Below are 26,118 nucleotides of genomic sequence, written 5' to 3'. Positions count from 1 at the left end.
CTAATGGTGACGGAACGCGAATTTGCGACGGACGTTGTCAAGCGACTTGCCACAAAGGGGTACCAGGCATTGTGGGCAGGTGGGTGCGTTCGCGACCAGTTACTCGGGCTGGAGCCGGACGATTACGATGTCGCCACCAATGCATTGCCGACCGAAGTCGTAAAATTGTTCCCTCGTACGGTGACGGTGGGCATCAGTTTTGGTGTGGTCGAAGTGATTGGGCCAAAACAGTCCGATGGCACGCACCTGAATGTGCAGGTAGCCACTTTTCGATCAGATGGTGAATACCACGATGGCCGACGGCCAAGTACGGTACAGTTTTCCGATGCCAAAGAAGATGCACTGCGTCGAGATTTTACGATAAATGGCATGTTTTTTGACCCACTTGAAAACGCGGTTCTCGATTTTGTGGGTGGACAGCAGGATTTATCCAATCGGGTGCTGCGGGCGATCGGCAACCCGGAAGATCGTTTTGAAGAAGACAAGCTCCGGTTATTGCGGGCAATCCGCTTTACTCATCGGTTTGGCTGCTCGGTTGATCCTGGCACCATAGCAGCCATGACGAAAATGGCCCCCCACCTGAACGTGGTGAGCACGGAACGGATTGCTGTCGAGCTACGCAAGATTCTTGCCCACCCCAGCCGGGCGGCGGCAGTGGCACAGATGATCGAACTTGGGCTGGTGCAAGTCATTATTCCACAACTGTTTCCAATGAAAGACCGGGATGCCACACTTCAGGTATTGCAAACGATTGGGCGTGGTGCCAGCGTTTCATTCGGGCTGGCAATGGCAGTATTGTTACACGCCTTGCATCCCAAAAATGTTGAGAAGCTTCTTCGACAATTAAAACTTTCTAATGCGGAAATCGACCAGATTACATGGCTGGTGACACGACAAGATTCCCTGCGGGGTGCTGCAACGCAACCGAATCACCAGTTGTTTCCGATCTTAGTTCATCCCCACATCGTAGAGTTGTGCGAATGGACACTTACCTCAGGTGGTGCGTCCGATGCCGAGTACTGTGAGGAATTATTGGCCAGTCATACATCCGATTTCTTTCAACCAGTCCCACTGGTAACTGGTGATGACCTTCGAGCGTGGGGCTATCAACCTGGCAAAATATTCAAGAAAATATTAGATCAAGTGCGGGATATGCAGCTTGATTGGCAGTTACAAACAACAGATGAGGCAAAAGAATATATTCTTGCCACTTTCGGGCCACCACAGAAATAAATGCGTATTGGAAACTTGAATGACTGTCTTGGGTGATAGAATTAGCGTCTTATCTTCATTCTTTCAACTTCAACACTCATATCATCAAGATTTTGTATGATAAGCGGAGTTGATGGATCTTGCAATTCTTTGATTTTTCCTAGATAAACGCGTACCACGGGTTCAACAATCGATTGATGATCCAGATCAGGTAACAGACTACAGTGAACTCGCTCAGGGAACAAGTTTGTCCGTTTAAACTCGTTTAGGTCGGTTGACCACAAGTGATCATTCTTCCCAGTAACGATCCAGGTACTGCATGAGATATGGTTCATCCAATGGCTGGGGCTACGTAGCAACTTTTCATAATTGAATGTCGCATCATAAGTTAACTTTTCCCGATCATATCGATCAATTGATGAAGCTGGGGCGATTGCAAGGACACCTCGTATTCCTGTAGAACGATATTCTGCAGTTAATAACGCTAAAGTACCACCATAACCATGGCCCACGAGGAAAATTCTGCTCCGATCAACATCATCACGACTCGTAAGAAATTTACAAGCATCGAGAATATCATCTACTTCTCCAAAGCCGCATTCAACGAAACCAGGATTTTTGTTACCACCTCTCATCGAAGGATACATCATAATCAATCCTGCATCGCGGAAAGTCTGACCATGGAGATGAGACTGTTCAACCGACCAGAAGCGTTGATCGATGCTATTGTTCAATTGATCTGAAAGCCAGATTATTGCTGGATATCGCCCCGGGCCTCTAGTTTTTGGCGTAATATATGCATCCATTACTCCAAGTGAAGTGGAGTACTTCACAAGTTCCAAGACACCTTTTGGTGGGATCGGTGTTTGAATATTGCTGGAGAAATTTGAAATTAATCTCGTTTTAAATTCATGCCTGACTACGCTCAATTGAGGCATAATTGATTTTTTCTCTTCACTATAATTTTTTAGCTTGAGTGGTGTTTTTCTTAATAGTATTTGTGCTATTTGATTCTGAAGTAACTTCTCTGGGTCCTCGTCCTTGACAATTGGCTGATGATCTTTATTGGAGGTGATTTGTAATAAGCCGACGAACAGAACGATCACCCCGATGAGAGTAAATAGAGCTTTCCAACCATTGCTTTTCTGATTTTTTCTTTCTGCTTTTAGTTTTTTCTTCAATTCTTTAGGAGGTTTATCGAAATCGATTTCATGGCAGTTGGCATCAAACTGTTGAATACTGCCGTCTTCCCCAATTTCAAATCCGTAAGGAAGTTCATCATCAGTTTTCTTCTGCATGGTTCTAATTCCAAAAAATCATGCTCAAAAATCTTTAGAGCACTGATTCATTATTTAAACCTTTTCTATAACGCCAAGACGCTTCAAGAAGATCTAGTCATTGAGTCGAATTCCTGTTTCACCCACAACAGATAGTTTATTGGTCAAACAATTAATCCGGCACTGCAAAATTGGGTAGTGGTATTACTTCAGATGTTTCCATCTTAACTGGCCAGTGCAAAGGTACAAGTAGCTTTTCAATTGATCACATACCCGCCATCGTAAAAATTGATAGCGACGGCATCTGGATTGTACAATCGAGATTAAAAGTGGTGTATTTTGGTATCATTTTGCAGGAAACCGCAGCCGATTCATTGGGTTTGCCATCTGCCGCTGCACATGGAGTAGACATGTGAGTAATTCGACAAAGCAATCTATTTTCCTGAAGTCTGGCGAAAGAGAGTTTCCGGTGAAGACACTGATGATACCACTAGCAAAGTGCCATTATCGGCAATAAATTAGGTTCTATGCATGCAGAACCAGCTTCTATCACCCCCATTTCCATCTGGGGGTTGCCGTTAATGCCCTATACCATGGCCGAAACCATGGCAGCAATTGAACAACTGGTGAAACAGCGTCAACCTGCGTTGATCATTACTGCGAATCTGAACTACGCAATGCTGTGTGCCAACAGCCAGGAATTGCGGGACCTCAATCAGCGTGCGGCATTTTTGCTGGCAGATGGCATGCCCATGGTGTGGTGGTCTCGCTGGATTGGCAGACCGCTGCCAGAACGGGTAGCTGGGTCTGATATGATGGCCCACCTGGCAAGTTACGGTGCCGCGCGTGGGTGGCGATTTTACCTGCTGGGTGCCGGTCCTGGAGTTGCTGAACGGGCAGGGAAAAAGCTGCAGGAACAGTACCCTGGCCTGGTGATCTGTGGAACAGAATGCCCACCTTTCAGGACACTGACCACGGAAGAAATTCACTTCCAACGACATCGGATTCTTGCGGCAAAACCAGACATACTGCTGGTGGCATTTGGCCAGCCAAAAGGTGAACGATGGATTTTGCAGCATATGGACGAATTGCAGGTCCCGGTCAGCATTCAAGTGGGTGCCACACTGGACTTCGTTGCGGGGATTGTATCCCGTGCCCCACGGTGGATGCAGATTACTGGGATGGAATGGCTGTATCGTTTGTTGCAGGAACCGAAAAGATTGGTGCGGCGATACTTTGATAACATCGCATTTATTGTGCGGGCATTTTTTCAGCCAAAGTACCGTGCAGAACGGATGAATCAACGGCCCAAATAACACACACGCAACATTCAAACATTTTAATGATCGTTATTTTTCGACATTTTCTAATTCTATTTTTCTGCCACAACTACTTATATACAAGTAAGTTACGCTGCTGCAGTCGCAAAGTTGGCTGAAAAAAATATCCGGTGGAACAATCCACGTGGATATATATTTACGTCGCACCAATTGGTCGTTAGGTGCTGACGGAATGCAGGATCTGGCCAAGTTGCAGGATTTCATCGTCACTCAGGCGGAAGTCACAAGCGGGGATGAGTTCTTTGATCTGTCCTGGTTTACGTGCCCCCACAATGGCACCTGTGACTGCGGGTTGACGTAACACCCAGGCGATTGCGGCCACACCAGCAGAAACACCATGCTGGGCACCAATCTGCTTGAGAGCATCCACCAATTGCAGGTTTCTGCTGAGTAACGGTTCCTGAAACTGTGGGTTCTTTTCTTTCCGCCAGTCGTTTGCCGGCAGTGTGGCAATACGTTCTCGCGTCATGGCACCGGTTAACAGGCCAGAACCCATCGGGGAATAAGCAATCACGCCAATATTTTCCTGCAGACAGTGTGGCAGAATTCGCTCTTCCACTTCGGGGCGAAGTAAACTGTATGGTGGTTGCAGCGAAGTGATTGGGCCAAACGGTCGGATGCGTTGCATCTGTTCCACATTGAAGTTGGATATGCCAATCCAACGCACTTTACCTTCTTTCTGGAGTTGCACCATGGTTTGCCAGCCTTCTTCAATATCTTCATCAGGCTCTGGCCAATGGATCTGGTACAGATCAATGCATTCGATGTTCAGTCGTTTCAGGCTGGCTTCACACTCTTTGCGGATCGAATCTTGTTTGAGGCGTTTCCCAATCTGTCTGTTTTCATCCCATACGCGGGCACACTTGGTAAACACGTACGGGCGGTTGGCGATACCTTCCAATGCCTTGGCTACTACTTCTTCGGATCGTCCCAGGCCATATACTGCAGCGGTATCAATCCAGTTAATTCCCTGGTCAATCGCTTCGTGGATCACCTGGATTGAATCATTATCGTCCTGGGCACCCCAGCCGAAAGCCCAATCTCCGCCACCGATGGCCCAGGCACCAAAGCCCAGTGGGGTAATATTCAAATCACTATTGCCGAGAGGTTTGGTTTGCATGTTTCACTCGAGAAATAAACTTGTAAACGAACGCACAAGTGGATCCAGCATCATCATCAGTTGGGTTGCGAACTGCCCTGACGTAACCGTTGCAGTGCTTCTTCTGCATCCCAGCGAATGGGATGATCCTTGAAGTTGGCCGCTTGCTGGTAATAACCGATTGCCTTAACCAGGTCGCCTTTCTTTTCGTACGCGCGGCCCAGATCGTAGAGCGTGTTGGCACCACTTTTTTCAGTGTCCATGAAGGTGCGTAAGCAATCAATCGCCATATCCACCTGATCGAATTCATCCAGATAGAGCGTCCCGAGTTGCCGTAAAGTTAATTCGTAGGCATCGCGTTCATCCTGGCCAGAATACTTCATCTCGCGGATATCTTCGAGATAGCTTACCCCTTTTTCGCGTTCCCCACGTCGTAATAGGCAGCGGCCAAGCAGAAACATGGCCACAATACTCTTGGGATTCATCACCAGCGAAAGTTTCAGCAGGTGCTCTGCCCACTCGAGCATTTCCAGATCGTTGGTGTTCGAATCCAGAATGGTGCGGGCCTTATTGACACAGTATTTGACATCGAAGTAAGAACGTACTTCATCGGCACGCTTCTTCAGGTCCTCGATTTCAACGGAGTGGTAGTAGACATCTTTCTTTTCCAGAAAGTCCTTACCACCACCGCGAATCAACGCATCTTCCGTGGTGCGGATCGCTTCGATAATCATCACCTTCTTTTCATACGCAGTGGAAAGATTACGGAGGGTATCCTTGATGTTCTGTTCTGCAAACGCAAATATCTTGTAGTTGCGGATCGCTTCGTCCCATTCCTGGTTCTGAAAAGCCTGATCTGCCAGGAACTTGACCTGCTGAAAAAAGACGCTTTTCTGCTCAGGTGCTAATTGTTCCAGTGTGACCGCAATGCCACAATCACGCCCCATTTTGCGAAAGCGGATTACTTCCTGGGCTTTACCCAGCTTTTCTGCGGTGGCTGCAAGTGTTTCAAAAATAGCAGGACCGTGGGTAAACTTGCCATGCCCGGCAATTCGCAACAATAGCGAAGCCTGGTCGTAGTGCTCTGATTTTTCCAGCAGCACCCTGCCCTGGCTTTCTGCATAGTCGTAGTCGAAATCTTCGAGCGGACCGTTGACAGTGGCTTGTTTATATTCTTCTTCGGTGAGTTCGTGGAACAATTCACGTCGGAAATCACGCAACGAATCTTCGTTCGGTGCCTTGGCTTGCTTACGGAACACCGCACGCAAGGCTTCCATCCGACGGCCAGGTAGTTGAATCTGAATGTCTCCCACGCGTTGTTTCAATGTGGGGTGAGTTCGTAATGCCAGTTGCCAGGCATCGAAGAGAATTCTTGCTCGTACTTTGTCGGTTTCTGCCCACTGTTCAGGATCGAGCAGGCGATTTAAACGCTCCACGGCAGAATCCAGGTTTTTCGAATGGGTTTCTGCTACTGCCAGGTAATAGTCGGTCTGGGCACGAAGTTCTGGCCATTCGCCCGCAACGAATGTCAGTAAACGTGTTGCGGATTCCAGTTGTTGCTCTGTGGGCTTCTGGTCGCTGATCAGCAAGCGATGGGCTTCACTGATACAAAAGTTTGGATTCAGTAACTTTCTGGTGGGTGCGTCCAGGCGATCAACATCCACGGTCTGGTGCAGGCGAATCAAGCCAGCACGTGCCAGTTCGTTTTTCGGATTCAGTTGCATCGCACGGTTGAATGACATCAGGGCATCATGCACTCGCCCCACCTGAGACCTTCCGTAACCACGCAAGGTATATTTAAAGACTCTTAACGGGTTTAAGGTTCGCACGGAGTAAACCATGTACAACACAATGGGCAAGGCAAGCCCCAGGGCGGGCAGGTTGGAAGGAAACCGAGCCAGCCACATTCCGAGGCCCATCATCGCACAGAGTGCGGCAATTTCCACTTCAGATTCTTCTGCAGTTGCCACAAACATCAACAGATAGAAGAAGGGTAAACCCAGCAGAATCTGGATACCCAGCATGCGGGTGCGATTGACATCCTGAAGCATGTCTGCTTCCTGCAGGCCGAAGAAAATACCCACAACGGCTGCGGCACAAATGGCAATAGAAAGGCCAAAACGGTACCAGCCAATGACGGCTGTTTGTAATTCGCCCAACCCGTAGCCCAACAGAGCCCCACCGAGCATGCAATAGCCTAGTAACTTGTAAGCGGTATCTTCTGCCAAAGGGGGTTTGACAAATAATGCCCCACCTGCCAGGCCAAAGATAATCCCTGCGTAGATAAACAGTGGATTTTCCAGCAACAGGTAGAGCACAAAGCCCACGGGATTGCGGGCAAGATGCCGTAATTCTTTTAATTGACGAAGAAATGAAAGCAGCAGCCCCACTGCAAGGCCACCAGCGAGCCAGATCGCAACCTGACCTGTGCCATGCCAATCGAGCCCTTTCAATGCGATATTGAGCAGCAAGCCCAGGAATATCCCTTTCAGGATATACTCGGATTTAATCCAGTTCATGGTAATTTCTCTCCCATGGTGCCACTTGTTTTGAACTAACGCATCAGCAACCATTCTATTGATTTGGGGAAGCAATTTCGCCAGCAAATGGTGATTCTAATATTGGTCAGACTATAAAATCCCCAGCAGTAATTTCCCAACCGAACAAAAGATCGACTACCATAAAGTTAGGATTACGCAATTCAGGCAGGACATGGCAGAAAAACAAACACCCGGTGGGATTGTCCATACTTACCTGGGCTACGATCCCGTTCAATTCCCATCCCCACGCAGCGGCCCACCGGATGTGGCTTCGGCTGCGATGGATCACCTGCTTTATTATGGTGGAACCAGAAAGTTCACTGAAGAAGAACTGGCTAATGCCGTTGATATCGATCCAAGCATGATTCAGGGGCTGGGACCTTCGATTGAGGCACTGCGGCAATTGCTGCTCGAAAGAAAACGAAAAATTCTGGAAACTTATGAGACTGGTCAGGCACTGGTCCTGGCTGGAAAGCAATTTCGTCTGGCTTCCCAGACGTTTACCCCACCACTACCAATCCAGGATGATTATTTTCGTGCGGTGGATGAAGAACAATTGCGGGATCTGGAAGATTTGTATTACGATCTCCCACGCGGGAAGGCGGATTTGCGAGGCAGCTTGATGGGAGTGGTTGCCCGCCTGGCAGAAAAATATCAGGTAGAACGTCTAGCAGCAAACTACAAGTTTACCGGTCGCGAAGGGATGGATGTCCCCAAAGCCCTGGAGATCAAGGAAGAACTGGAAACGATTGACGAATTGTTAAAACAGTTAGAAGAAGCGGCAAAAAATGCCAAGTTGGCCCGCATCGATATGGAGGCACTCCAGCGATTCATCAATGAAGCCGATTTAGCAGAATTGCGGGCGTTGCAACAGCAGGTGCAGAATTATCTGGAAGAAATGGCACGCCAGCAGGGCCTGGATGCTGGTAAAGATCAATTTCAGATCACGCCCAAAGCATACCGGCTGTTCCAGAACCGTTTGTTGCAGGAAATCTTTCAGGATTTGCAGGCATCCCGATCCGGGCGCCATCCTAATGCCGTACCTGGCGAAGGTGCTGTGGAAACCAGCCACACAAAAGAGTATGAATTTGGCGATTCGATTGCCCAGATGGACATACCCAGCACCATGATCAACGCGCTACTGCGGCATGGTCAGCAACGTCCCGTCCGTATATCGACCGACGATATTGTGATTCACCGCACACAAGTGACGCCGAAAGCAGCTACCGCAGTCCTGTTGGATATGTCTGGATCGATGCGTTATGGTGACATGTATTACAACGTCAAACGGATGGGGATGGCACTGGAAGGTTTGATTCGCAAAGAATACCCTGGGGATTATCTCCAGTTCATCGAGATGTTTACATTTGCGAAACCGTGCAAGATTGCCGACCTGCCATACTTGTTGCCAAAACCTGTTTCAATCTACGACCCAATTGTGCGAATGAAGGCAGACATGAGCGACCCAGGGATTCTGGAAACACAAATCCCCCAGCACTTTACCAACATCCAGCATGCACTGCGGCTGGGGCGGCAATTTCTTTGTAATCAGCCGACGAACAATCGACAGATGTTTCTGATCACCGATGGCTTGCCCACCGCCCACTTTGAAGAAAACATTCTCTATCTGATGTACCCACCCAGCGAACGCACCGAAAGTGCCACGATGCGGGAAGCGTTAAAGTGTGCGAAAGAGGGAATTACCATTAATCTTTTTCTGATTCAAAGCTGGAGTCAATCGGAAGAAGATGTGCGTTTTGCCCACCGGATGGCATCAGCCACCAAAGGCCGGGTGATTTTCTGTTCCGGCAACGACCTCGACCGCTTTGTCCTGTGGGATTACATCCAACACAAGAAAAGTATTATCAATTGAGATAGCTTTTATTTTCCGAAATAAGCACTTGCGAACTCAAATGACTTGATACTTTAACAAGATTTTGGCAATGTTAGATTTGGAAATAAACATTGATTACTTCCGTGAACCCAGACAACTACTGCATTCTGAACACTGGTGGTGGTGCATGGGCTTTTGCCTCATTAGCATCACAGCTAAGTAGAGCACTATGGGTAGACGTTGCGGATGATGCCCGTGAATATAATTACTTATTACTTGCTGACCAACAGAATATACCAGACAACAACCGGTTGTTCATACCGTTTTCAAGTATGGAATTGGCTGCAGACAAACGTGCTCTGGCGCGTGTGTTTCTAGAAAATTCAGTTCCCATACCAGATACACACCTCTTTGAATCGATTGAGGATGCGAAACAGTTTGCTAATATTAACAACCATTTGTCATGGTGTCTGAAATTTCCAACAGGGTGCGGTGCTTCGGGCCACAGAATGTTATTGGCTGAAACGATGATACCAGATAGTTGGCCACATCCTTTAATCGTACAGGAATTTGTTCATATGCAACAACCTGAAGTTTACCGCCTGTATGCCGCAGGCGGAGAAATCTTTGGGTGGGTAGCACGACGATTTCCGAATGGAGCAACAACTTCACCCTGGGTTGCCCATGCTCGAGGTGCAAGGTATGAGTTGGCAGGTATCGCACCACAGGAAGCAGTTGCAGTTGGACGATCTGCACTGATTGCAACTGGACTGCTGGGATTTTTTGGTTGTGTGGATTTGATTTTCCATCCATCTGGGAAGTGGGTAGTACTCGAAGTGGGAACAGATGGCATGTTTAATCATGTTGACCGGAACCTGGAATTGCCAGCCCTTGAACTGGAAATACAGAGTCGCATCGCGGAATCTTTCTGGGGACGACTCGGAGATTTTCGACCATGGGGTACTAAATGGCACATTAGGCCAACGAGTACTTGATTACAATTATTATTCGAATGCAAATGGAAACAATACCCAAGAAGAATGCCTGGCAATGTGTAACAGTAGAACTTTCGATTCTTGCCAAAGAGAATTCCTTAAAGTCACTGAAATTAAGGACCTACTTCTGAAATTATCCTTCAGTTTTGATTACTCTAACGACGCACATGGGCCGTATGCTGTCACAGTGGGCTGATTAATCGGGTATCGGTCCAGGTATTCCCGAATCGCCTTACTATCCACGCGATCCCACGAAGCCAGTTCATCATCGACGGTGCGGTAACAACCTCGGTAAAGCCAATCTTTTGCAATCACCGACATTCGCCGACGGGACTTTTCTCCCGCCCGCACTTCCCGCGACAAAATCTTGGTGCGTGCCTGTTCAATTTCCTGCGAAGTCAAGCCATCTTTTTGCACTGCATCTAAAATCTGCCGACAGGTAGCATACACTTCAGCAACATTTTCCGGTTCACAACTGAATGTAGACATCACCGCACTGGTACCATCGCTTTCATCCACCGACATTCCCACATCATCTGCCAGGCCAGTATCGGAAAGTGCCCAGTAGTACCTGCTGCCGGTGTAATCGCCAATTGCCGTAGCCACCAGTGCGGCAGCATATGACAATTCACTGTTGGCTGTGGGGGATTGACTCGTTAAGGCGACATATTCCTGTGCTGCTTTCTCCACCGGAACCTGTACCACTTTAATGGTGCCAGGACCAGCAACTTCCACCACCTGAGTGCGTGGGGCGGTGCCTGCTGGCCAGTGACCACACTTTGCTTCCACCATTTCCCGAAGAACATCCCAATCGAACTGGCCAGTCACAGCAACCAGAATATTGGACCCCACGTAGCGGGAATTGAAGTAATTTCTCATCTGTTCACAGGTAAGCTGCTTAATTGATTCGGTAGTACCAAGCACCGATTGTGAAAGTGGGTGAGCCCCATAATGGTGCGGGCGAACATTATCAAACAACACCCACCCTGGCTGCACTTCATAGCGGGCAATTTCATCGAGGATGACTTCTTTTTCCGTCAGAAAATCCTCTTCACGCAGGGTGGGCCGCATCATATCGCACAGCACATCCGCTAATTGTGGCAGGTATTCTGGCAGCACTACACCATAAAAAACGGTATTTTCTTCCGAAGTCCAGGCGTTGTTATCCGCACCAATGCGGGAAAAGTCGCGGTTGACGGCAAATGAATCCCGAGTCTCCGTACCTTTAAATACCATATGTTCCAGAAAGTGGCTGACGCCCGAAACATCCGGACTTTCGTCGCGGGCACCTGTTTTTACCCAAAAAGACATGCTGACCGATAAGGCACTCGGATGATTTTCACCAAGAAGGGTGATTCCGTTCGCTAATCGATGTTGCTGAAAAGGCATGAGAACACTCTAAATAATTACAATTCAATATATTTTACGCAAAAGTACCAAAAAACCCATTTTGGAACTGGTGCAGCGTAACTTCAGGAAAATTGGCGGCGGTAATCGCGCTTGCGACGATACCGCCAGACTTGCAACATCATAAAACGCTGGGCTTCTGTTGCCAGCGCCATGCCCAGGTGCATGCCGATGGCCATCCCCAGAAAATCGGCAAGCACTGCCCATGTGGGGGTGGGGTGAAACAGTTGCACCACCTGACTGCCAGCAATCATGCCCAGCACCATGCCTAGGTTGCCACCAGTAAACATCGACCAGGCACAGAAAGGCACCGACCAGTGGGAACGCCTTGGCAGTAAAATCATTGCCAGATTGCACGCCAGAATCATCCCCAGCCACATGCCCGGCTGGTTCCAAAGCTGGGCTAAATTCCAGCTACAGTGGCAAATTTCGGCTGGCACCTGAAATTTCTGGTCATACCACCAGCCGAAAGTCATTCCGAGATTCCCCCACGTGAGCATCCCAAAGGCCATATCCAGACTGGGCGAGATATTTTCGTGATGAAACCACCAATAGGTCAACATCAGGCCGATGATTCCCCCACCAAAAAGCAGAACGAATTGGGCTGATATTGGGAAACCGCTCATTTTGCCCACGATCACCAATACGCTTATCCAGGCCAGAAAATGACATCCGGACTGCAAGAGTAACATGATTCTCGCAGGTGGGCGATCGCGAACGGGTCGCTGGCAATGCAACATTCGATCTGGATCCACTGAAACGCGGGTCGAGTTCCAGGTAATCATCAGACTGGAAACTACCATGATCATTGCTGCCACTACAGGATGCAGATAGCCAGCCATCGCCAGCCCCACTCCCACTGCGTTATAGGTGGCAGCGATGAACAGGTTTTGCCGAATCAGCCGGGTCGCACTCTGGGAAAGCTGCAACAACCAGCTAATCAGTCGTAAGTCCTTGCGATACAAAGAGATATCCGCAATATTGTTTGCCAGATCGGTGCCGGAAGCTAACGCCACGCCAACATCGGCCGTGGCCAACGCGGGGCCATCGTTGGTGCCATCACCCACGAACAGCGGGTGCCAGCCATCCTCTTGCAGATTCTTCAGAAAAATTGCCTTCTGCTCAGGCAATTGATCGCCATATGCTTCTGAAAACTGATACCGATCCAGATGAGCAGTGGTATCACCTGAAAGCACCACCGTGCGATAACCTGCCAGATGCAATTCTGCCAGTGCCTCCCGCGAGTGACTTCTCAATTGTTCCGTGATCAATACGGCACCCACCCAACAACCTGCCAGCCAGAAATGTACTTCTTTCCCACTTTCCTGCTGTTTCTGATGCCAGGAAATTGGAATTGTGGGTGGGTCAAACCATTCGGCACGGCCAATTTGCAATAATCCTGGGGAATTGTCCCATCGGATTTCTGCTTGAATGCCCCACCCCGGAACGGTTTGACAATGTTTTACCGCAATTTCTTTTTCCGTGGGTAACCAGGATGCAAACGCAGGTGCCATCGGGTGCGTACTGTGTCGTTGAACTGCTGCCACCAATTCCTGAAAATGGACGATTTTTTCTGCTGGTAAATCGAAACAGGAAGCAACAATCCGGAATTCATCATCGGTCAGGGTACCTGTTTTGTCAAAAACCACGCAATCGATTGCTGCCAGTTTTTCAATCACATCCCCGCGATGCACCACAATTCCTTGTGTCACCAGTTGGCCAATGGCGTGCCAGATCACCAATGGTGTCGCTAATCCCAGAGCACAGGGGCAGGCTATTAACAGCACTGCCAGTGCGTGGTACAGGCCGGTTGCTAAAGAATTGGTTTGCCACCAATAAATGAATGTGCCACCCGCTGCCAGCAGCAAGATGGGAAACAGAATGCTGCCTAATCGATCAGCGAGTTGTTGCGACGCACCCGGAATGGACCGAGCCTGCTCAACAAGCTGCATAATCCGATCGACCTGGCGGGCGTTTCCTGCCACAGTTGACCTAACTTGAAACGTGGCATCAACACTGATCGAACCTGCCATTACCTCGGAACCTGGAATTTTTGCCTTCCAATAAGGTTCCCCTGTCAGTGCGGCTTCCACCACATCACCCGTGCCGTGGGTAATGATGCCATCAGCGGGGAAATGTTCCCCAGCGCGAACTTCCACAATACTTCCCACCGGCAGATCGGAGGCTGATTTGATGAGAATATTTTCATCGATGATTGTTCTGGCACTATTGAGTTGGTGGTACCAACGTTGGCTGCTGGCGATTGCCTTGGCTCGCGAGTGGGCAGTAATTGCTTTTCCCAGGGTATAAACCACCAACAACGTGGGAATTACTTCAAAATACACCGCACCACCTGGGGTGGTCATGCCGTGGATGGAAACCCCTGCCGCACCTAACATGGTGACCAGAAACAGCAGTTCTAGCGAAAAATTTCGTTGCAGAATGCTCCCACAGGCCGCACGGAGCAATGGAAAACCGAGAAGAACAAAGACGACGGCAGCACCAACGGCGCTAATTATTTGGATATATAAGCGAATGTTTAATGGCGTGCTGGGCTCTAGATTAATCGCCACCGAAAAAATCATTGATTGTGCAATCACCAGAATACTGATGGCAATTCGAAAAGCCAAAGTGCGAACGATGTGGGGTGATTGTTTGAAATCAGTGGAATTTGAGGCAAGTTGTTCGCCGATACTGAGGCAGCCGTAGCAACAATACTGGGCAGCTGCCCCATTTTTGCCAGGTCTTCCACGTAACGGATTTGTGGGCAATAAACCTCGGCAATAATCGCAGGTGGGGGTCACTTGGAAGAAGAACGATCAGACGGTTGTGCAATTGTCATCAGTTCCGCAGCCGTGTAGGGTGAGGTACCATCATATGCACGTCCGATTTGGGCACGACGCGTTGCGAGTACGTCTGCAGGCCAGATGGGATTGCCCCGATTGCCCCACGCGGTGCGAATGTAGGTCAGAATGGCTGCAATCTCATCATCTTTTAATGTGGCACCATACGCGGGCATGACACCCTTGTAGGCTACATCTTTCACCTTCATTTCCTGGTGGGCACCGTGTAGAAGAATCCGAATCAATCGAGCATCGGTGCCGTTCTCACCCACAACCCACTCTGCCTGATCTAACGGTGGGTGAAACCCAGCCAGACCCAAGCCATTGTCTTTGTGGCACACCTGACAGTGGGTGCGGTACAGTTTCCCACCTAGTTGTGCCAGTTCTTCCTGATTTCGAGGATAATGTTCCGTGGCAATCTGACGATCGCCTCGATCCAGAATATCGCCTCGATAGCTCCCGCTGTTTGTAGCCACGTACCAGCCACCCCAGAACAGGAGCAAACCGAATAGCACCAGCGCCCAGGTGGGAACGGGCTCAAATCCATCGGTGGGCTCCGCTTCTTCCCGATAAAGCGGTGCCATCAATTGTTGCAGGTCTTGATCTCGTTGGTCGGGCTGCTTGGAATTGCTCATTCGCGGGCCTCCGGTAAGTCAGCCGTCTGGTCAAGCGACATCAAATAAGCCACCAATGCTTCCGCTTCCTCGGTTGGGATCACTTCCTGGTTATCCTTCAAGCCATCGCGCCAGGGTGGGTAAAGCGCCAGTGCTTTCGGATCTGGCGATGCACCTCGTTCCTGAATCTTGTACAGAAACTGGAACGGTGGCATTATGGACCCAGGAACCATCATGCGTGGGTTATATAAGTGCTTGTGGTGCCAATCGGGACTCCAGCGAGGGCCAACATTCGCCAGATCCGGTCCGGTTCGCATTGTTCCCAGTAAAATCGGGCGATCGTGCAGGTAATCACGAGCTACGCTGCGTCGAACACCCCAGCCACGGGCGATGTCCGCGTTATTGCCAAAATGGATTGACCGCACCTGCTGACTGTGGCAGTAAATGCAGCCATTTTTCTGGTAAACCTGTTTTCCGAGTTCTTCCAGTTCGGTGCGCTTTTTCGGATATTCCCCCTCATCGCCGGGCAAAATTGGCCCCGCTTCCATTTTCCCCAATTGGATGTGGGGTGCCAGCACCAGACCACTGACTGCGGAGGTAAAAGTGACCGTTGCACCAAAAAGGATCCACAAAAATCGGTTCATCATGGGGTGCCAAACTCCTTTGAATCAGGAGAAGTTGTGCTGTTTTGCGGTGGGGGCAACGGACGACCAAACCCCACCACATTCATACAGACTAACAGGGCAAAAATCAGGTGGCCCAAAGTCATGGCGATACCCGCGTAACTCCGAAGTTCCAGGTAAGGTAACGTATCGATGACCACTCGAATAAACTTGATGCTGGGATTCAGCAGTGCATTTCCCTGGTAGAGTCCACCAATCGTCAGAGCAACAAAATACAGTGTAATCCCACCCGCAGTCAGCCAGAAGTGGGCCTTGATCAACCAGGTCATTTGCCACTGTCTGCCCGTTAACCGTGGGATAATGTAATAACCCGCACCAAACATGGTCATCGTAAAAAAACCGTACAGCCCAAGGTGGGCGTGTGCCACCGTATAGTGCGTGAAGTGCACCAGCACATTAAAACTTCTTAATGCTTCGATCGAGCCCTGAAAACTGACCGCAGTATAAGCCATTGCCCCAAATACCACGAACCGCAGGGTGGGACTATAACGCAGTTCCTTGAAATGCCCACGCATTGTCAGGTGGTGGTTGATCGCGACGGCGATTACCGGAATGAACATCATGATCGATGCCACTGTGGAGGCAGTAATCAGCCAGGCAGGGATTGGCCCGCCGATCAAATGGTGCATCCCGGCCCATGAATAGAACAGGGCCAGGGTCCAAAAACCGATCAGACTGAGGCGGTAACTGTGAACTGGCCTGCCAATTACTTTGGGAATCAGATAGTAGGCGGCGCCAATGCCAATGGGTGTCATCCATAAACCAAGTACGTTGTGGGCATACCACCAGTTGACCGTCGATTGAATGACGCCCTTTGCCGGCAGATAGACACACAGAATGGTGGCGATTACGTAGAGTGCGGGCATCCAGACGACCGCACCAATAATGTACCACTGGGTCACATAGACGTGACGTTCGCGCCGACCAAAGAAGGTCAGTAACATCACCAGCGACATCATTAAAAGACCGCACGCCAGAATCGGTGGGGCAGATTTCGGAAATTCCAGCCACTCAATACTGGTACTATTCCCGATCAGGATGCCCACCGTGCCTACCGCAACGCCCACATTCCAGATCAGTGTGCCCAGATTCGCCAGAAAGGGTGCTACCAGTGGGCGGTGGGATAATCGGCACATCATCCAGAAAGCCACTCCCACACCAGACATTGTAGCCCAGCCATACGCAACCGTATTCAGGTGGGCGGGGCGAACCCGGCCAAATGTGAGAAAACTCCAATCGGTCAGAAACTCCGGCATGTGCATTTTCAGCGATGCCAGTAAGGCTAATGTGGAACCCACAATCAGCCAGAACAAGGAGCTCAAAAACAGAAACAACACGGGAGTGCGGCACGATTTATCCCACTGCTGACGATCATCGATCGTCGCCTGGTGCACCGCTGGTTGCAGGGAATCTACGGACACGCCTACTGGTCTCCTTCGGTAGTGTTTCCACTGTTCTTTTCGGCAGGAAACCACAATCGGTCAGTGGGTGTGCCAATTGGTTCTTCCGAATCAAATAATGATTCTGCAGTTCGCTGGCTGTTGCGGAATTCACCATTCTGGACAGCCCAGGCCACCACAACAGCTGCCAGGCCCACACTGGTGAATGTGAACAGGAGCATTCCATCGACGATGCCAATACTGGTCCAGTCCATATACCGCCCGCAACTAGATATTAAAAAGCAGGATAGTCGTTATACACTATGGATCGGCGAAGGTCGATAATCGTCGCAAAAATGCCCTGAGTGGTCAATTTTAAGAAAATGTGGTAGCAATTTTCAGAAATAAAATGAAGAAAACTTCATTTTTGTGTCTTTTTTCATTTTTCGCAAAATATTTTAAAGCATAGCACGAATATCGTAAAAGAATCTTCATTTTAATGGATCGTACGCATGATTGCAGAGCTGATTGCTGCAGCAGGTGCTGCCCTGGCCGTCGTGGGCCCCATTGCCCGTAACGTCAACGATGTGGTGAAACTTGCCAAACATTCACAGGATATCCTGAAGGCATTCTGGGGCCGTTTCAAACAAAAAGCCCCCGATGTGCCACCCTTGCAGGCTGCGGAACAGGGGATGGTAGAGATTGCCGCAATGCCGGAACAGCAATTTCAGCAAAAAGTGGAAGAAGTACTGCAACTGGAATTGCGGGATGAGCCCGAAGAAGTCCGTACACAGGTCATTTCAATGGTCCAGGAGATGCAAAAAACTGTCCGCACGCAGTTTGCCCGTGCGGAAGACCCTACTGGTGCCACTCGTCCATTGAACTGGTGTCTGAATGCGGAAGACGAGATTCTGACCACGCTGCCGGTGTATGCAACGATGTTCAAGCCCGGCGACAGCCCGGAAGGAGCCCCTAACTGGATCCTGGAAAAGCAGTTAGGTAAAGGTGGGATGGGAGAAGTGTGGCTGGCACGTGGCAAACGGATGACCAACACGTGCCGCGCCTTCAAGTTCTGCCTGAATCCATCCTTGCTGCCTTTTCTCGAGCTGGAAATGAGCAATATCGAGCTGGTTCAGAACGAACTGGCCGATCATCCCCATATTGTCAAACTCTATGAAGTGAACTTTGAAACAGAATCGCCGTGGTTGCAGTACGAATATGTTGATGGTGGCGAACTGGGAAGTCTGGTCACTACCTGGCCTGAAACGCTGGAAGAACGTTGCTGGAAGGCAATTGAAGCACTGACAACCTTAGGTGATACGCTCGATTATTGCCATAACAAACTGTCGTTTGCTGGACAGCCACGGGCGTTAATTCATCGCGATATGAAACCGCAGAATGTACTGTACAACCGCTTCAATACCTTGAAGATTACCGATATGGGGATCAGCCATACCCAATCGCGTTTCAAGCTGCAATCAATGAATACCATGAGCCAGCATTCGATGACCACCACCAGCACCGGGTATGTGCGTGCGGGCACGGCGATGTATGCATCTGAGCAGCAATTACGTGGAGATAAGCCCCACCCGGCAGATGATGTCCATGCATTGGGTGTGATGGCTTACCAGTTGATCCTGGGCGATACTTACCGCCCGCTGAACAAAGACTGGTATCATGTGCTGGAACGCAAACATATTTGTTCGGAGCTGATTTCGCTTTTGGCCCACAGTATTGCCAGCGATGTGCAGGACCGCTATCAGCATGCGGGGGAAATGGTCGAAGCCCTCCGTGCCTTGCCACGGCAATTAATCACGCCGCCGAAAGTATTTTCCAAAACTGAACTGGATGACCAATTCCGTGCCGAGGTGAATCAACGGCAGGCAGAAGCAAAAAACTAGCCGATGAAGCCAAAAAACTGGCTGATAATCGACAGTGGAAAGAAGCTAAGGCCAAACTGGATGCGATTGTCCACCCGATACTGTTGCCATCCAAAGCCTTTTGCGATTACGTGCAATTGTATGCGGAAGGGAAAAAGTTTCGCAATCAGATCGGCATGGAGTTCGTCTGGGTGCCACCGGGTGAATCATGGCTGGGAGGAGGCGGTGGAACAGTAGGAGAGAAGCATTACGTACAAGCTGAAGGCTTCTGGTGCGGCACGTATCTGGTAACTCAAGGTGAATGGGAAGCAGTGATGGGTAACAATCCCAGCCACTTTAAGGACAGCAAACGGCTTCCTGTGGAGGAGGTCAGTTGGGATACAATTACAAAAGAGTTTCTGCCAAAGCTGAATGCGAAGTGCAAGGCCGATGGCTACACCTATCGGCTACCCACCAGTGAAGAATGGGAATACATTGCCCGCGGCGGCCCGATTACCCAAGACCAAAGCAAGTTTCATTACTACTTTGCAAAGTCGAAAACGGACCTGAAGCCCAATCCCACGAATGACTTAACTTCCGCTCTTGCCAATTTTGGTGGCAGTGGATTGAAAAAAACCACTGAAGTGGGGAGTTATTTGCCCAATCCAATGGGAATATATGATATCGTAGGTAATACTTGGGAATGGACGGAAACGGTATCGGGTACGGAGCGTGTGAACCGGGGTGGCGGTTACTATTGCGACGCAGGCTACTGCACGGCAACCGTCGTCAACGCGCTCTCGCCGGTCAAGTCTGGCAACTTCCTCGGGCTTCGCCTTCTTGCAGTTCCAACTGAAGAATAGTGAGCCGACGGCGTTAGCCACGTTTGAAAAGTTGTTGTCACCATTCTGAATGTTTTTATCTCGAACAGCTCCTGATCTGAAATTTGTTTCCAATTTGCATTGATTGGTTTCGGGTTATAACGGCGGCTGACGCCGTCGGCTCTTAAAAGATGAAAACCAATTGATTTGGAATGATTGCCAAAAATTAATTTTCACTCATCAATTACTGATTGCCACGGAAAATCTTGCGTAGAAGACCGGTAGAATCGGGTCGTTTGGTTTTGGGTTGTTCTTCAGGCACATCTTCTGCCATCGGTGGGGCCACCTGCGAATGACCAGAACCGCCCACGTGGGGTGGTTGTGAGTGCGTGCCAGGCTGGCCAGACATCACATCGGAATGACGACGCTGAAAAACGGCCAGACGGTCTCGCAGATTGCCATCCCCGTGCTGAATCGCCTCCAGTTCCCGCTGAATTTCGGTGCTTAGCCGCTTCAGTTCCGTTTCCTGGCGGGCAATCATCGCTCGTTCACGGGCCATCTGTACTTCCATGTCCCGCATCTGTTTTTCCAGTGCCTCTTCATCCTGCCGCAATTGCTCCCGTTCTTCCGCAAGCATGCGACGTTCCCGTTCTACTGCGGCAGAGTCTTTTTCGATTTCATCTGCCATCTGTTCCAGTTCCAGACGGGATTTGGGCTTGTTATCCAACTGATATTGCAACTGAGCAGCAATTTCTTTTAATTCGGCAATCTCGGCTTCTTTGATCTGCAACTGTTGCTGGTAAGTATGCTCCTGAGTTTCGGCTTCATGCAGCACATTCCGCATTTCTTCCAGAATGCCTTCCAGTTCTGCATTTGCTTCCCGCAATTGCATAATTTCCGCATCCATGTCGTTACCAAATAATGCACAATCCGGATCTGCTGCCGCTGATGCCAGTGGGTCTGATTTTGGGGTCAGGACGTTATTGGGCCGAGTTTTGGTGCTGGGCAATTGTACCCGAGAAGGTCCTTCCGCACGGACAGGTGGAGATTCTACCTCCCCCATCAGATCAAGGTCTACTTGTGAAGTCGGTCGCATAAACAGGCCACTCGACATGGTCCCACCGCGTGCAACTGGTTCACTGTCCGCAGTTTCCTCTGGAAAAACGACTGGAGCAGCCTTCGGGGATACCAACAAGCGTTTTCTCAGCTCTGCGTTGGTCATTCGGGTGCTCGAGTTAGTTTGTTCGTTGGTCATTAATTTTCTCTCATAGGGAACACGCGCACAGTAACATTACTTCACTGGACGGTAGGTAAGTGCAGGTTATCCCTTTGAAAGGTAATGTGCGGTTTGTGCAAGTCAAATCTTTTTGTGCCAGCAGACCAACTAATCCGAATTTAACGGTTGAATAATCAAACCTTTTTTTTTCGAAGCAACTTGCGCCAACATTATTAAGGTTCAGTTGTTAAGATTGTTGGAGTGTGGTGGGAGAAAATCCCCCACCTGAAGCGTGCATTTGGTCGCACTGCCGTAAAATTGAGAAGCATCAATGAATGAATTCTCATTTTTATGGAGAAATGATTTGTGGACCACATTCACGTGTTATTGGTGCCTGAACAGTTAGAAAATTGTTAGAATATTATTTGACCTCGGCGATTGGTCAAATCATTCAGAAAGTTGGGGCAACGATCGTCTACCAACGATTGGGAGTGAATGGGAATGAAATTGGTGCAACGATTGAAGTGGTTAACTGCGATGCTCTTGCTCGCAGGCATTACCACGAGCGCAATTCTGTGGGGCGGCAACGACCGCTCCCAACCTGGGGAGCCACCGGCAGAAGCCCGTGATGCACTGACTGACTTGCGAAGTCGGTTTGCCTCCGAGCCAGTGCTGACCTACCAAAGTCGCAATGGGGAAACTTATTTCGCACTACAGTTGCGACCCCAGTTACCACCGGTGGAAGCAATTCCCCGCGACATGGTGATTCTGATCGACGCCTCTGCCAGCCAGGCAGGTGGGCCGTTCGAAGCTTCCAAAAAAATCGCGAAACATCTGCTGACCCAGGCCAAACCGGGCGATCGTGCTTCGGTATGGTTTGTCAGCACACCTAAAGCCACCCGCAATCTGAGCCGAGAAGAAGGCCTGATTGCACCGGAAAAGGCACTCACCGCACTGGGCAGTATTGATAAGGAATACGCCAGTGGTGCCGTGGACCTGCCGGAAGTGCTGACTCGTGCTGCCAAAGATTTTGAGCTGAAATCGACCCGCCAACAGGTACTCGTTTACCTGGGTGATGGCGAAAGTGCTCTTAATCCCATGAATGAGACAGTTCGTTTACCAATTATTAAGAAATTCCAATCGGAAAAAGTTGCATTCTACGCGGTGCCACTTGGCCCCACCGTGAATGGCCACAACCTGCACTCTCTGGTCACCGCCACCGGTGGTCTGTTGGTGCGTCCACAGGACGAAACCACCCGCGATCCTTTCGCCATGGTCAAGGGTGTGGCAGAACGTCTGGATAAAGCAACAAAAGTACCTGTCATCGAATCGGTGAAATCCACACTCAGTGGCAATGCAGCAGAAATGTACCCCACTCAATTGCCACCTCTGCGTGCCGATGTGCCCACGCTGGTTGTGGGGCGTTTTGCGAAAGATCAGGTTCCTGCCAAAATCGATCTGGGTATTCAAGGCACCATCCACGGCCAACCTGTGAAGACTGCTGTGGAACTGGCTCTGCCGAAGACCGGCATGGAAAACTACTTCCTCGTTTCCATGGTGAAACAGTGGGGAGAGTCTGGTCGTGGGGAAGCACCCGCCGTCCTGCGTGCAGACCGCACCCTGGCCCTTGCTTACGAAAATACCCGGATTGCTCGTGAAGAGTTCCTGGAACAAGCAGAATGGGCTTTAGGTTCCAAACGTGCCGATAAAGCAAAAATGCTCTTTGAAGCCGCACTGAAAATTGATCCGGAAAATGTGCGTGCAGAAGCAGGCATGAATATCATTGGCAAGCTGGACCGTGGGGAACTGACCTACGAAAAACTGCTTCAGGACGCTGCCACCAACAGTGGTATCAAACTGAACTTCAATCAGTTGACCCAGCAACCAGAACCGAAAGATCCGCCTGCTGGCAACGACCCTTCCAATACCGATGCAGAAGCATTGCTGAAACAGGAACTTGCCAAACAGAAAATCCGCGAACAGCAAACCGCAGCCGCAGTGGAAGAATCGGTGAACCGTGCACGCGATCTGTTGAAAGCGGGTGATCCCAAAGGTGCTAAAGACCTGTTGATGGCTCAACGCGACACTCTGCGGGTGACTTCTGACCTGGGGGATAATACACGCCAGAAATTATTGTCACGCGTACAGAATCTGCTCAGCGAAGTCGGTATCAAGGGCGATGAAATGATTCGCCAGCGTGCAGAAGAAAACGAGCGGATCGCACGTGCACGTCAGGCAATTATTGCAGCAGATCAGGAAGAAGCTCGCGAAGAAAAGATTCGCGAACGGATTGCCAGCTTTGGCACACTGATGAGCCAGGCTCGGTTTGAAGATGCTTATCGTGAAGCTCTGCAGATGGAAAATGAGTTTGTGGTGGAAAACCGCCCGATTCCTGTAGAAACATTTGCCACTTACCGAATTGGTCAATCAGCCACCAACTATCGCGATCAACGCGAACTGGTGCGGTTGCGTGAAGACCGATTCCTGCTGCAGATGCTGGAAGTAGAAAAGGCCCACATGCCATTCCCTGATGAGCCCCCAGTGCACTTCCCACCTGCAAAAGTGTGGCGTGACCTGACCGCCATCCGGAAATCGAAACCAGTAGCAGACTTTGATGCCGATCTGACTCCACGTCAACGGGATCAGTACAAACGGAATCAGAAATCGCTGTTACAATCGGTTACCTTCCCACTGCAGGCTGAAGCACCGTTAAAACAAACTTTGTCCACCCTGCAGCGAGTGATGAATGCCAAACTTGGCCTGAATGAAGGTGATGAACGTGAAGTTCGGATCGTGATTCGCCAGGACCTCTTCGTCAAAGAAGCAATGCTTCAGGAAGATGTGGGTGAAAAACCTGTCCGTATCAGCGCTTTACGCGATGTGAACGACCGCGTCTTAGGCCCACTGACAGCTTCTTCAGTGTTGAAATTAATTTGTGAATCGGTTCAAGCCAGCTACTGGGTAACACCTGACTCGATTCAGATTGTTCCTGTACAAGCTGCAGCCGCCCAGAAGTACATGGTTTACCGTGTCTATCCGATTGAAGACCTGATTGTTCCTGTACCCAACGCCTTTAACTCGCAACAGGTCGCACAACAGATCCAGTTGCTGGGTGGGGTAACCAACGCCGGTAACGGTGGTCAGGTGCAGTTCAACGGTGCCTTTAACGGTGGTAACAACGGTGGTGGTGGCGGTGGTGCTGTCGCAGGACAGATCGCTCAGAACCTCGGGAACTTCCAGGGCTTCCTGCAGTTCCAGGGTGGTTTCGGTTTCGGTGGGGGTGTTTCGGCACAGAACCCACTGGTCGAATTGTTGAACCTGATGACTTCGATTATTGACCCTGGCTACTGGGATGCACCAAACTTGAACCTGGGTGCCCAGACATTCGACCCCAATAATCCCAACGCTGGTGCAGGTATGCTGGGTGGCGACCCGATGTTGACACCAATGGATGCCACCAAGGCGAACCGGATTAACTTCCTGGTGAACGCCCGCGCGATGGTGATCCTGGGCCGTTCCCGTAACCGGAAGTTCGAAAAGAGCGACCTGGGAACTGGGGAAGCGGTGATTAACCTTGGGAAACCAAACGATGGTCGCCAGTTTGCAAAGAACAACCCCGCTGCGAACGGCAAACCAGTGGATCCGGAATTGGCATGGCAGCAACTGTTCGATAAGAACCAGATGAAGCCGAAAGAAGTGATTGCCTGTGCAGAAATCCTGATGGATAACAAACAGTTCGGTCACGTGGTGGAAGTGCTGAAGAACAGCATGCGTCAAGGGGTGAGTGCGGAAGCACCATTCCAGGAAGCACTGGCTCTGGCACTGGAATTGAACCAGGGTGCACCTGAAGAAATTGAACGTGCTCGCCTTTCGGCAGTGGATTTGAACCCCACCCGGGCAGATTCTTACCTGAGTGTGGCCAAAGTGATGCACGACCTGGGCAACCCTGACCGTGCTATCCAGTTATGCAAAATTGCTGCAACACTGGAACCAAACGTGCCAGACCCCTATGTGAATTCGCTGGTCTATGCGGGTGATCCTAAGGCAGAACTCAACTCCGATGTGGTTGATTTTGCCGCCGGAAACCTGCTGGGGCGAGAATGGCTTGCTGATACCAATGAACTGCATCAGCGTGCGAAACTGTTTGTAGAAAAAGCAGCTGCACGTCTGAAAGAACAGAACCGTGGTGCGGAAGCAGAGAAAGTGCAAAAATTGATCAAGAAACAGGATAAAGTACGCGACCTGGTCATTGAAATTGCCTGGTCTGGCAAGGCTGATCTGGACCTGCAGGTAACCGAACCAATCGGCAGCACCTGCTCTTCCACACAGATGATGACGCCAGGTGGTGGTGTGTTGAGTTGTGACCACTTTGAACAGGCCGATGAAGAACGCACGGAAACCTATTCCGCTTCCAGTGCTTTTGGTGGTACTTACACTGTGAAAGTCGATCGTGTCTGGGGTGCTACTTTAGGTAACAAGGTGCGTGTGAAAGTGGTTCGCAATCAGGGAACACCTGAAGAACGAGTTGAGTTCCATACGCTGACACTACAAAAAGATCGCAGCACGGAATTGCATGTGCAACTACCCAAAGGCAGTCGTCATGAAACAGCCAAGATTCCAACCCCTTCGGAAATGGCTCGTTACGATTGGAAGCCAGAGCGTCAGGAACAAGCAGTGAAGAAACTGAACGCACTGCTGCGAGGGAACAGTTCCGTTACTCTTGATGGTGGTGTTGGTACATCGATGGGCTCGATGGGTTCTACACAAAAGACCGGTTCACCTGTAACCGACTTTACCTTCTATTCACCCGTGGGTCACCAGAAGTACTACGGGATGGAGTTCTGGGGTAAGAACACGATCCGGGCTGATGGAAACGTTCAACTGACTGTACAGCCAGTATTCGATTCGGTGACCAAGAACATGAAGATGAATCTGGAAGTAATCCCAGGGTCTGGCAAGTAATCGTCAGTCACCCACGCGAATGATTCAGAATTGACAG

Annotated in this window: 17 protein-coding genes; 7 read left to right on the top strand and 10 right to left on the bottom strand. The window is 49.9% G+C overall.

The genetic code is table 11. From position 1 onward, the window contains the following. The first annotated feature begins 3 nt into the window (after positions 1 to 3). Entirely contained in the window at positions 4 to 1,233 is a 1,230-nt protein-coding gene (locus R3B84_02480; GenBank protein ID MEZ6139415.1) for a CCA tRNA nucleotidyltransferase, read from the top strand. A gap of 41 nt (positions 1,234 to 1,274) precedes the next feature. Here the strand turns inward: R3B84_02480 and R3B84_02475 are convergent, their stop codons facing one another. Further along, positions 1,275 to 2,510, bottom strand: coding sequence for a prolyl oligopeptidase family serine peptidase (locus R3B84_02475; protein MEZ6139414.1), 1,236 nt, complete (start codon positions 2,508 to 2,510; stop codon positions 1,275 to 1,277). 560 nt (positions 2,511 to 3,070) lie between these two features. Between R3B84_02475 and R3B84_02470 the strand changes: the two genes are divergently transcribed. Next, a complete protein-coding gene (locus R3B84_02470; GenBank protein ID MEZ6139413.1) occupies positions 3,071 to 3,805 on the top strand; it encodes a WecB/TagA/CpsF family glycosyltransferase in 735 nt (244 codons plus the stop codon). A gap of 181 nt (positions 3,806 to 3,986) precedes the next feature. Here R3B84_02470 and R3B84_02465 read toward each other — a convergent pair whose 3' ends face one another. Beyond that, on the bottom strand, positions 3,987 to 4,949 hold the full coding sequence (locus R3B84_02465; protein MEZ6139412.1) for an aldo/keto reductase: 963 nt from the start codon (positions 4,947 to 4,949) through the stop codon (positions 3,987 to 3,989). Positions 4,950 to 5,005: 56 nt separating this feature from the next. Next, positions 5,006 to 7,447 (bottom strand): hypothetical protein, encoded by a 2,442-nt coding sequence (locus R3B84_02460; GenBank protein ID MEZ6139411.1) that lies wholly within the window; start codon positions 7,445 to 7,447, stop codon positions 5,006 to 5,008. A 193-nt stretch (positions 7,448 to 7,640) separates the two neighbouring features. Here R3B84_02460 and R3B84_02455 point away from each other — a divergent pair, with 193 nt between their 5' ends. Next, the gene (locus R3B84_02455; GenBank protein MEZ6139410.1) at positions 7,641 to 9,341 is read left to right on the top strand and encodes a hypothetical protein; all 1,701 of its coding nucleotides are present in this window, start codon (positions 7,641 to 7,643) and stop codon (positions 9,339 to 9,341) included. A gap of 92 nt (positions 9,342 to 9,433) precedes the next feature. Continuing rightward, positions 9,434 to 10,297 (top strand): hypothetical protein, encoded by an 864-nt coding sequence (locus R3B84_02450; protein ID MEZ6139409.1) that lies wholly within the window; start codon positions 9,434 to 9,436, stop codon positions 10,295 to 10,297. Between the two features lie 150 nt (positions 10,298 to 10,447). Here the strand turns inward: R3B84_02450 and R3B84_02445 are convergent, their stop codons facing one another. From R3B84_02445 to R3B84_02420, 6 genes are all read right to left on the bottom strand, one after another. Next, positions 10,448 to 11,686, bottom strand: a complete 1,239-nt coding sequence (locus tag R3B84_02445; protein MEZ6139408.1) for a pitrilysin family protein — start codon at positions 11,684 to 11,686, stop codon at positions 10,448 to 10,450. A gap of 83 nt (positions 11,687 to 11,769) precedes the next feature. Beyond that, positions 11,770 to 14,475, bottom strand: coding sequence for a cation-translocating P-type ATPase (locus R3B84_02440; GenBank protein MEZ6139407.1), 2,706 nt, complete (start codon positions 14,473 to 14,475; stop codon positions 11,770 to 11,772). Positions 14,476 to 14,504: 29 nt separating this feature from the next. Beyond that, positions 14,505 to 15,182 carry a cytochrome c gene (locus tag R3B84_02435; GenBank protein MEZ6139406.1) on the bottom strand — a complete coding sequence of 226 codons (678 nt, stop codon included), beginning with the start codon at positions 15,180 to 15,182 and terminating at the stop codon, positions 14,505 to 14,507. Continuing rightward, positions 15,179 to 15,808, bottom strand: a complete 630-nt coding sequence (locus R3B84_02430) for a cbb3-type cytochrome c oxidase subunit II (GenBank protein MEZ6139405.1) — start codon at positions 15,806 to 15,808, stop codon at positions 15,179 to 15,181. Before R3B84_02430 ends, R3B84_02435 begins: the two co-directional genes overlap by 4 nt. Continuing rightward, the gene (locus tag R3B84_02425; GenBank protein MEZ6139404.1) at positions 15,805 to 17,265 is read right to left on the bottom strand and encodes a cbb3-type cytochrome c oxidase subunit I; all 1,461 of its coding nucleotides are present in this window, start codon (positions 17,263 to 17,265) and stop codon (positions 15,805 to 15,807) included. The genes R3B84_02430 and R3B84_02425 overlap by 4 nt, the downstream gene beginning before the upstream one ends. A 2-nt stretch (positions 17,266 to 17,267) precedes the next feature. Next, a complete protein-coding gene (locus R3B84_02420; protein MEZ6139403.1) occupies positions 17,268 to 17,498 on the bottom strand; it encodes a hypothetical protein in 231 nt (76 codons plus the stop codon). Positions 17,499 to 17,735: 237 nt separating this feature from the next. Between R3B84_02420 and R3B84_02415 the strand changes: the two genes are divergently transcribed. Together R3B84_02415 and R3B84_02410 are read left to right on the top strand one after the other, a co-directional pair. Beyond that, on the top strand, positions 17,736 to 19,124 hold the full coding sequence (locus R3B84_02415; GenBank protein ID MEZ6139402.1) for a serine/threonine-protein kinase: 1,389 nt from the start codon (positions 17,736 to 17,738) through the stop codon (positions 19,122 to 19,124). A gap of 83 nt (positions 19,125 to 19,207) precedes the next feature. Further along, positions 19,208 to 19,945, top strand: a complete 738-nt coding sequence (locus R3B84_02410) for a formylglycine-generating enzyme family protein (GenBank protein MEZ6139401.1) — start codon at positions 19,208 to 19,210, stop codon at positions 19,943 to 19,945. Between the two features lie 202 nt (positions 19,946 to 20,147). On the opposite strand, the gene R3B84_02405 is transcribed toward R3B84_02410, so the two are convergent. Then, complete coding sequence (locus tag R3B84_02405; protein ID MEZ6139400.1) at positions 20,148 to 21,158, bottom strand: hypothetical protein; 1,011 nt, start codon at positions 21,156 to 21,158, stop codon at positions 20,148 to 20,150. Positions 21,159 to 21,620: 462 nt separating this feature from the next. On the opposite strand from R3B84_02405, the gene R3B84_02400 reads away from it, so the two are divergent. Then, on the top strand, positions 21,621 to 26,081 hold the full coding sequence (locus R3B84_02400) for a VWA domain-containing protein (GenBank protein MEZ6139399.1): 4,461 nt from the start codon (positions 21,621 to 21,623) through the stop codon (positions 26,079 to 26,081). Positions 26,082 to 26,118: the final 37 nt, after the last annotated feature.

Source organism: Zavarzinella sp. (genome assembly GCA_041399155.1).
Taxonomy (GTDB): domain Bacteria; phylum Planctomycetota; class Planctomycetia; order Gemmatales; family Gemmataceae; genus JAWKTI01.
Note: the sequence above shows the minus strand (reverse complement) of the source record. Positions and strands in the feature narration are given on the sequence as shown.

What these genes read in the sequence shown, in the direction of transcription:
- R3B84_02470 (MEZ6139413.1), top strand. Translation starts at nt 3,071, where the DNA reads ATGCCCTATACCATGGCCGAAACCATGGCAGCAATTGAACAACTGGTG.
- R3B84_02405 (MEZ6139400.1), bottom strand. Translation starts at nt 21,158, where the DNA reads ATGACCAACGAACAAACTAACTCGAGCACCCGAATGACCAACGCAGAG.
- R3B84_02445 (MEZ6139408.1), bottom strand. Translation starts at nt 11,686, where the DNA reads ATGCCTTTTCAGCAACATCGATTAGCGAACGGAATCACCCTTCTTGGT.
- R3B84_02435 (MEZ6139406.1), bottom strand. Translation starts at nt 15,182, where the DNA reads ATGAGCAATTCCAAGCAGCCCGACCAACGAGATCAAGACCTGCAACAA.
- R3B84_02480 (MEZ6139415.1), top strand. Translation starts at nt 4, where the DNA reads ATGGTGACGGAACGCGAATTTGCGACGGACGTTGTCAAGCGACTTGCC.
- R3B84_02465 (MEZ6139412.1), bottom strand. Translation starts at nt 4,949, where the DNA reads ATGCAAACCAAACCTCTCGGCAATAGTGATTTGAATATTACCCCACTG.
- R3B84_02400 (MEZ6139399.1), top strand. Translation starts at nt 21,621, where the DNA reads ATGAAATTGGTGCAACGATTGAAGTGGTTAACTGCGATGCTCTTGCTC.
- R3B84_02415 (MEZ6139402.1), top strand. Translation starts at nt 17,736, where the DNA reads ATGATTGCAGAGCTGATTGCTGCAGCAGGTGCTGCCCTGGCCGTCGTG.
- R3B84_02475 (MEZ6139414.1), bottom strand. Translation starts at nt 2,510, where the DNA reads ATGCAGAAGAAAACTGATGATGAACTTCCTTACGGATTTGAAATTGGG.
- R3B84_02420 (MEZ6139403.1), bottom strand. Translation starts at nt 17,498, where the DNA reads ATGGACTGGACCAGTATTGGCATCGTCGATGGAATGCTCCTGTTCACA.
- R3B84_02455 (MEZ6139410.1), top strand. Translation starts at nt 7,641, where the DNA reads ATGGCAGAAAAACAAACACCCGGTGGGATTGTCCATACTTACCTGGGC.
- R3B84_02460 (MEZ6139411.1), bottom strand. Translation starts at nt 7,447, where the DNA reads ATGAACTGGATTAAATCCGAGTATATCCTGAAAGGGATATTCCTGGGC.
- R3B84_02430 (MEZ6139405.1), bottom strand. Translation starts at nt 15,808, where the DNA reads ATGATGAACCGATTTTTGTGGATCCTTTTTGGTGCAACGGTCACTTTT.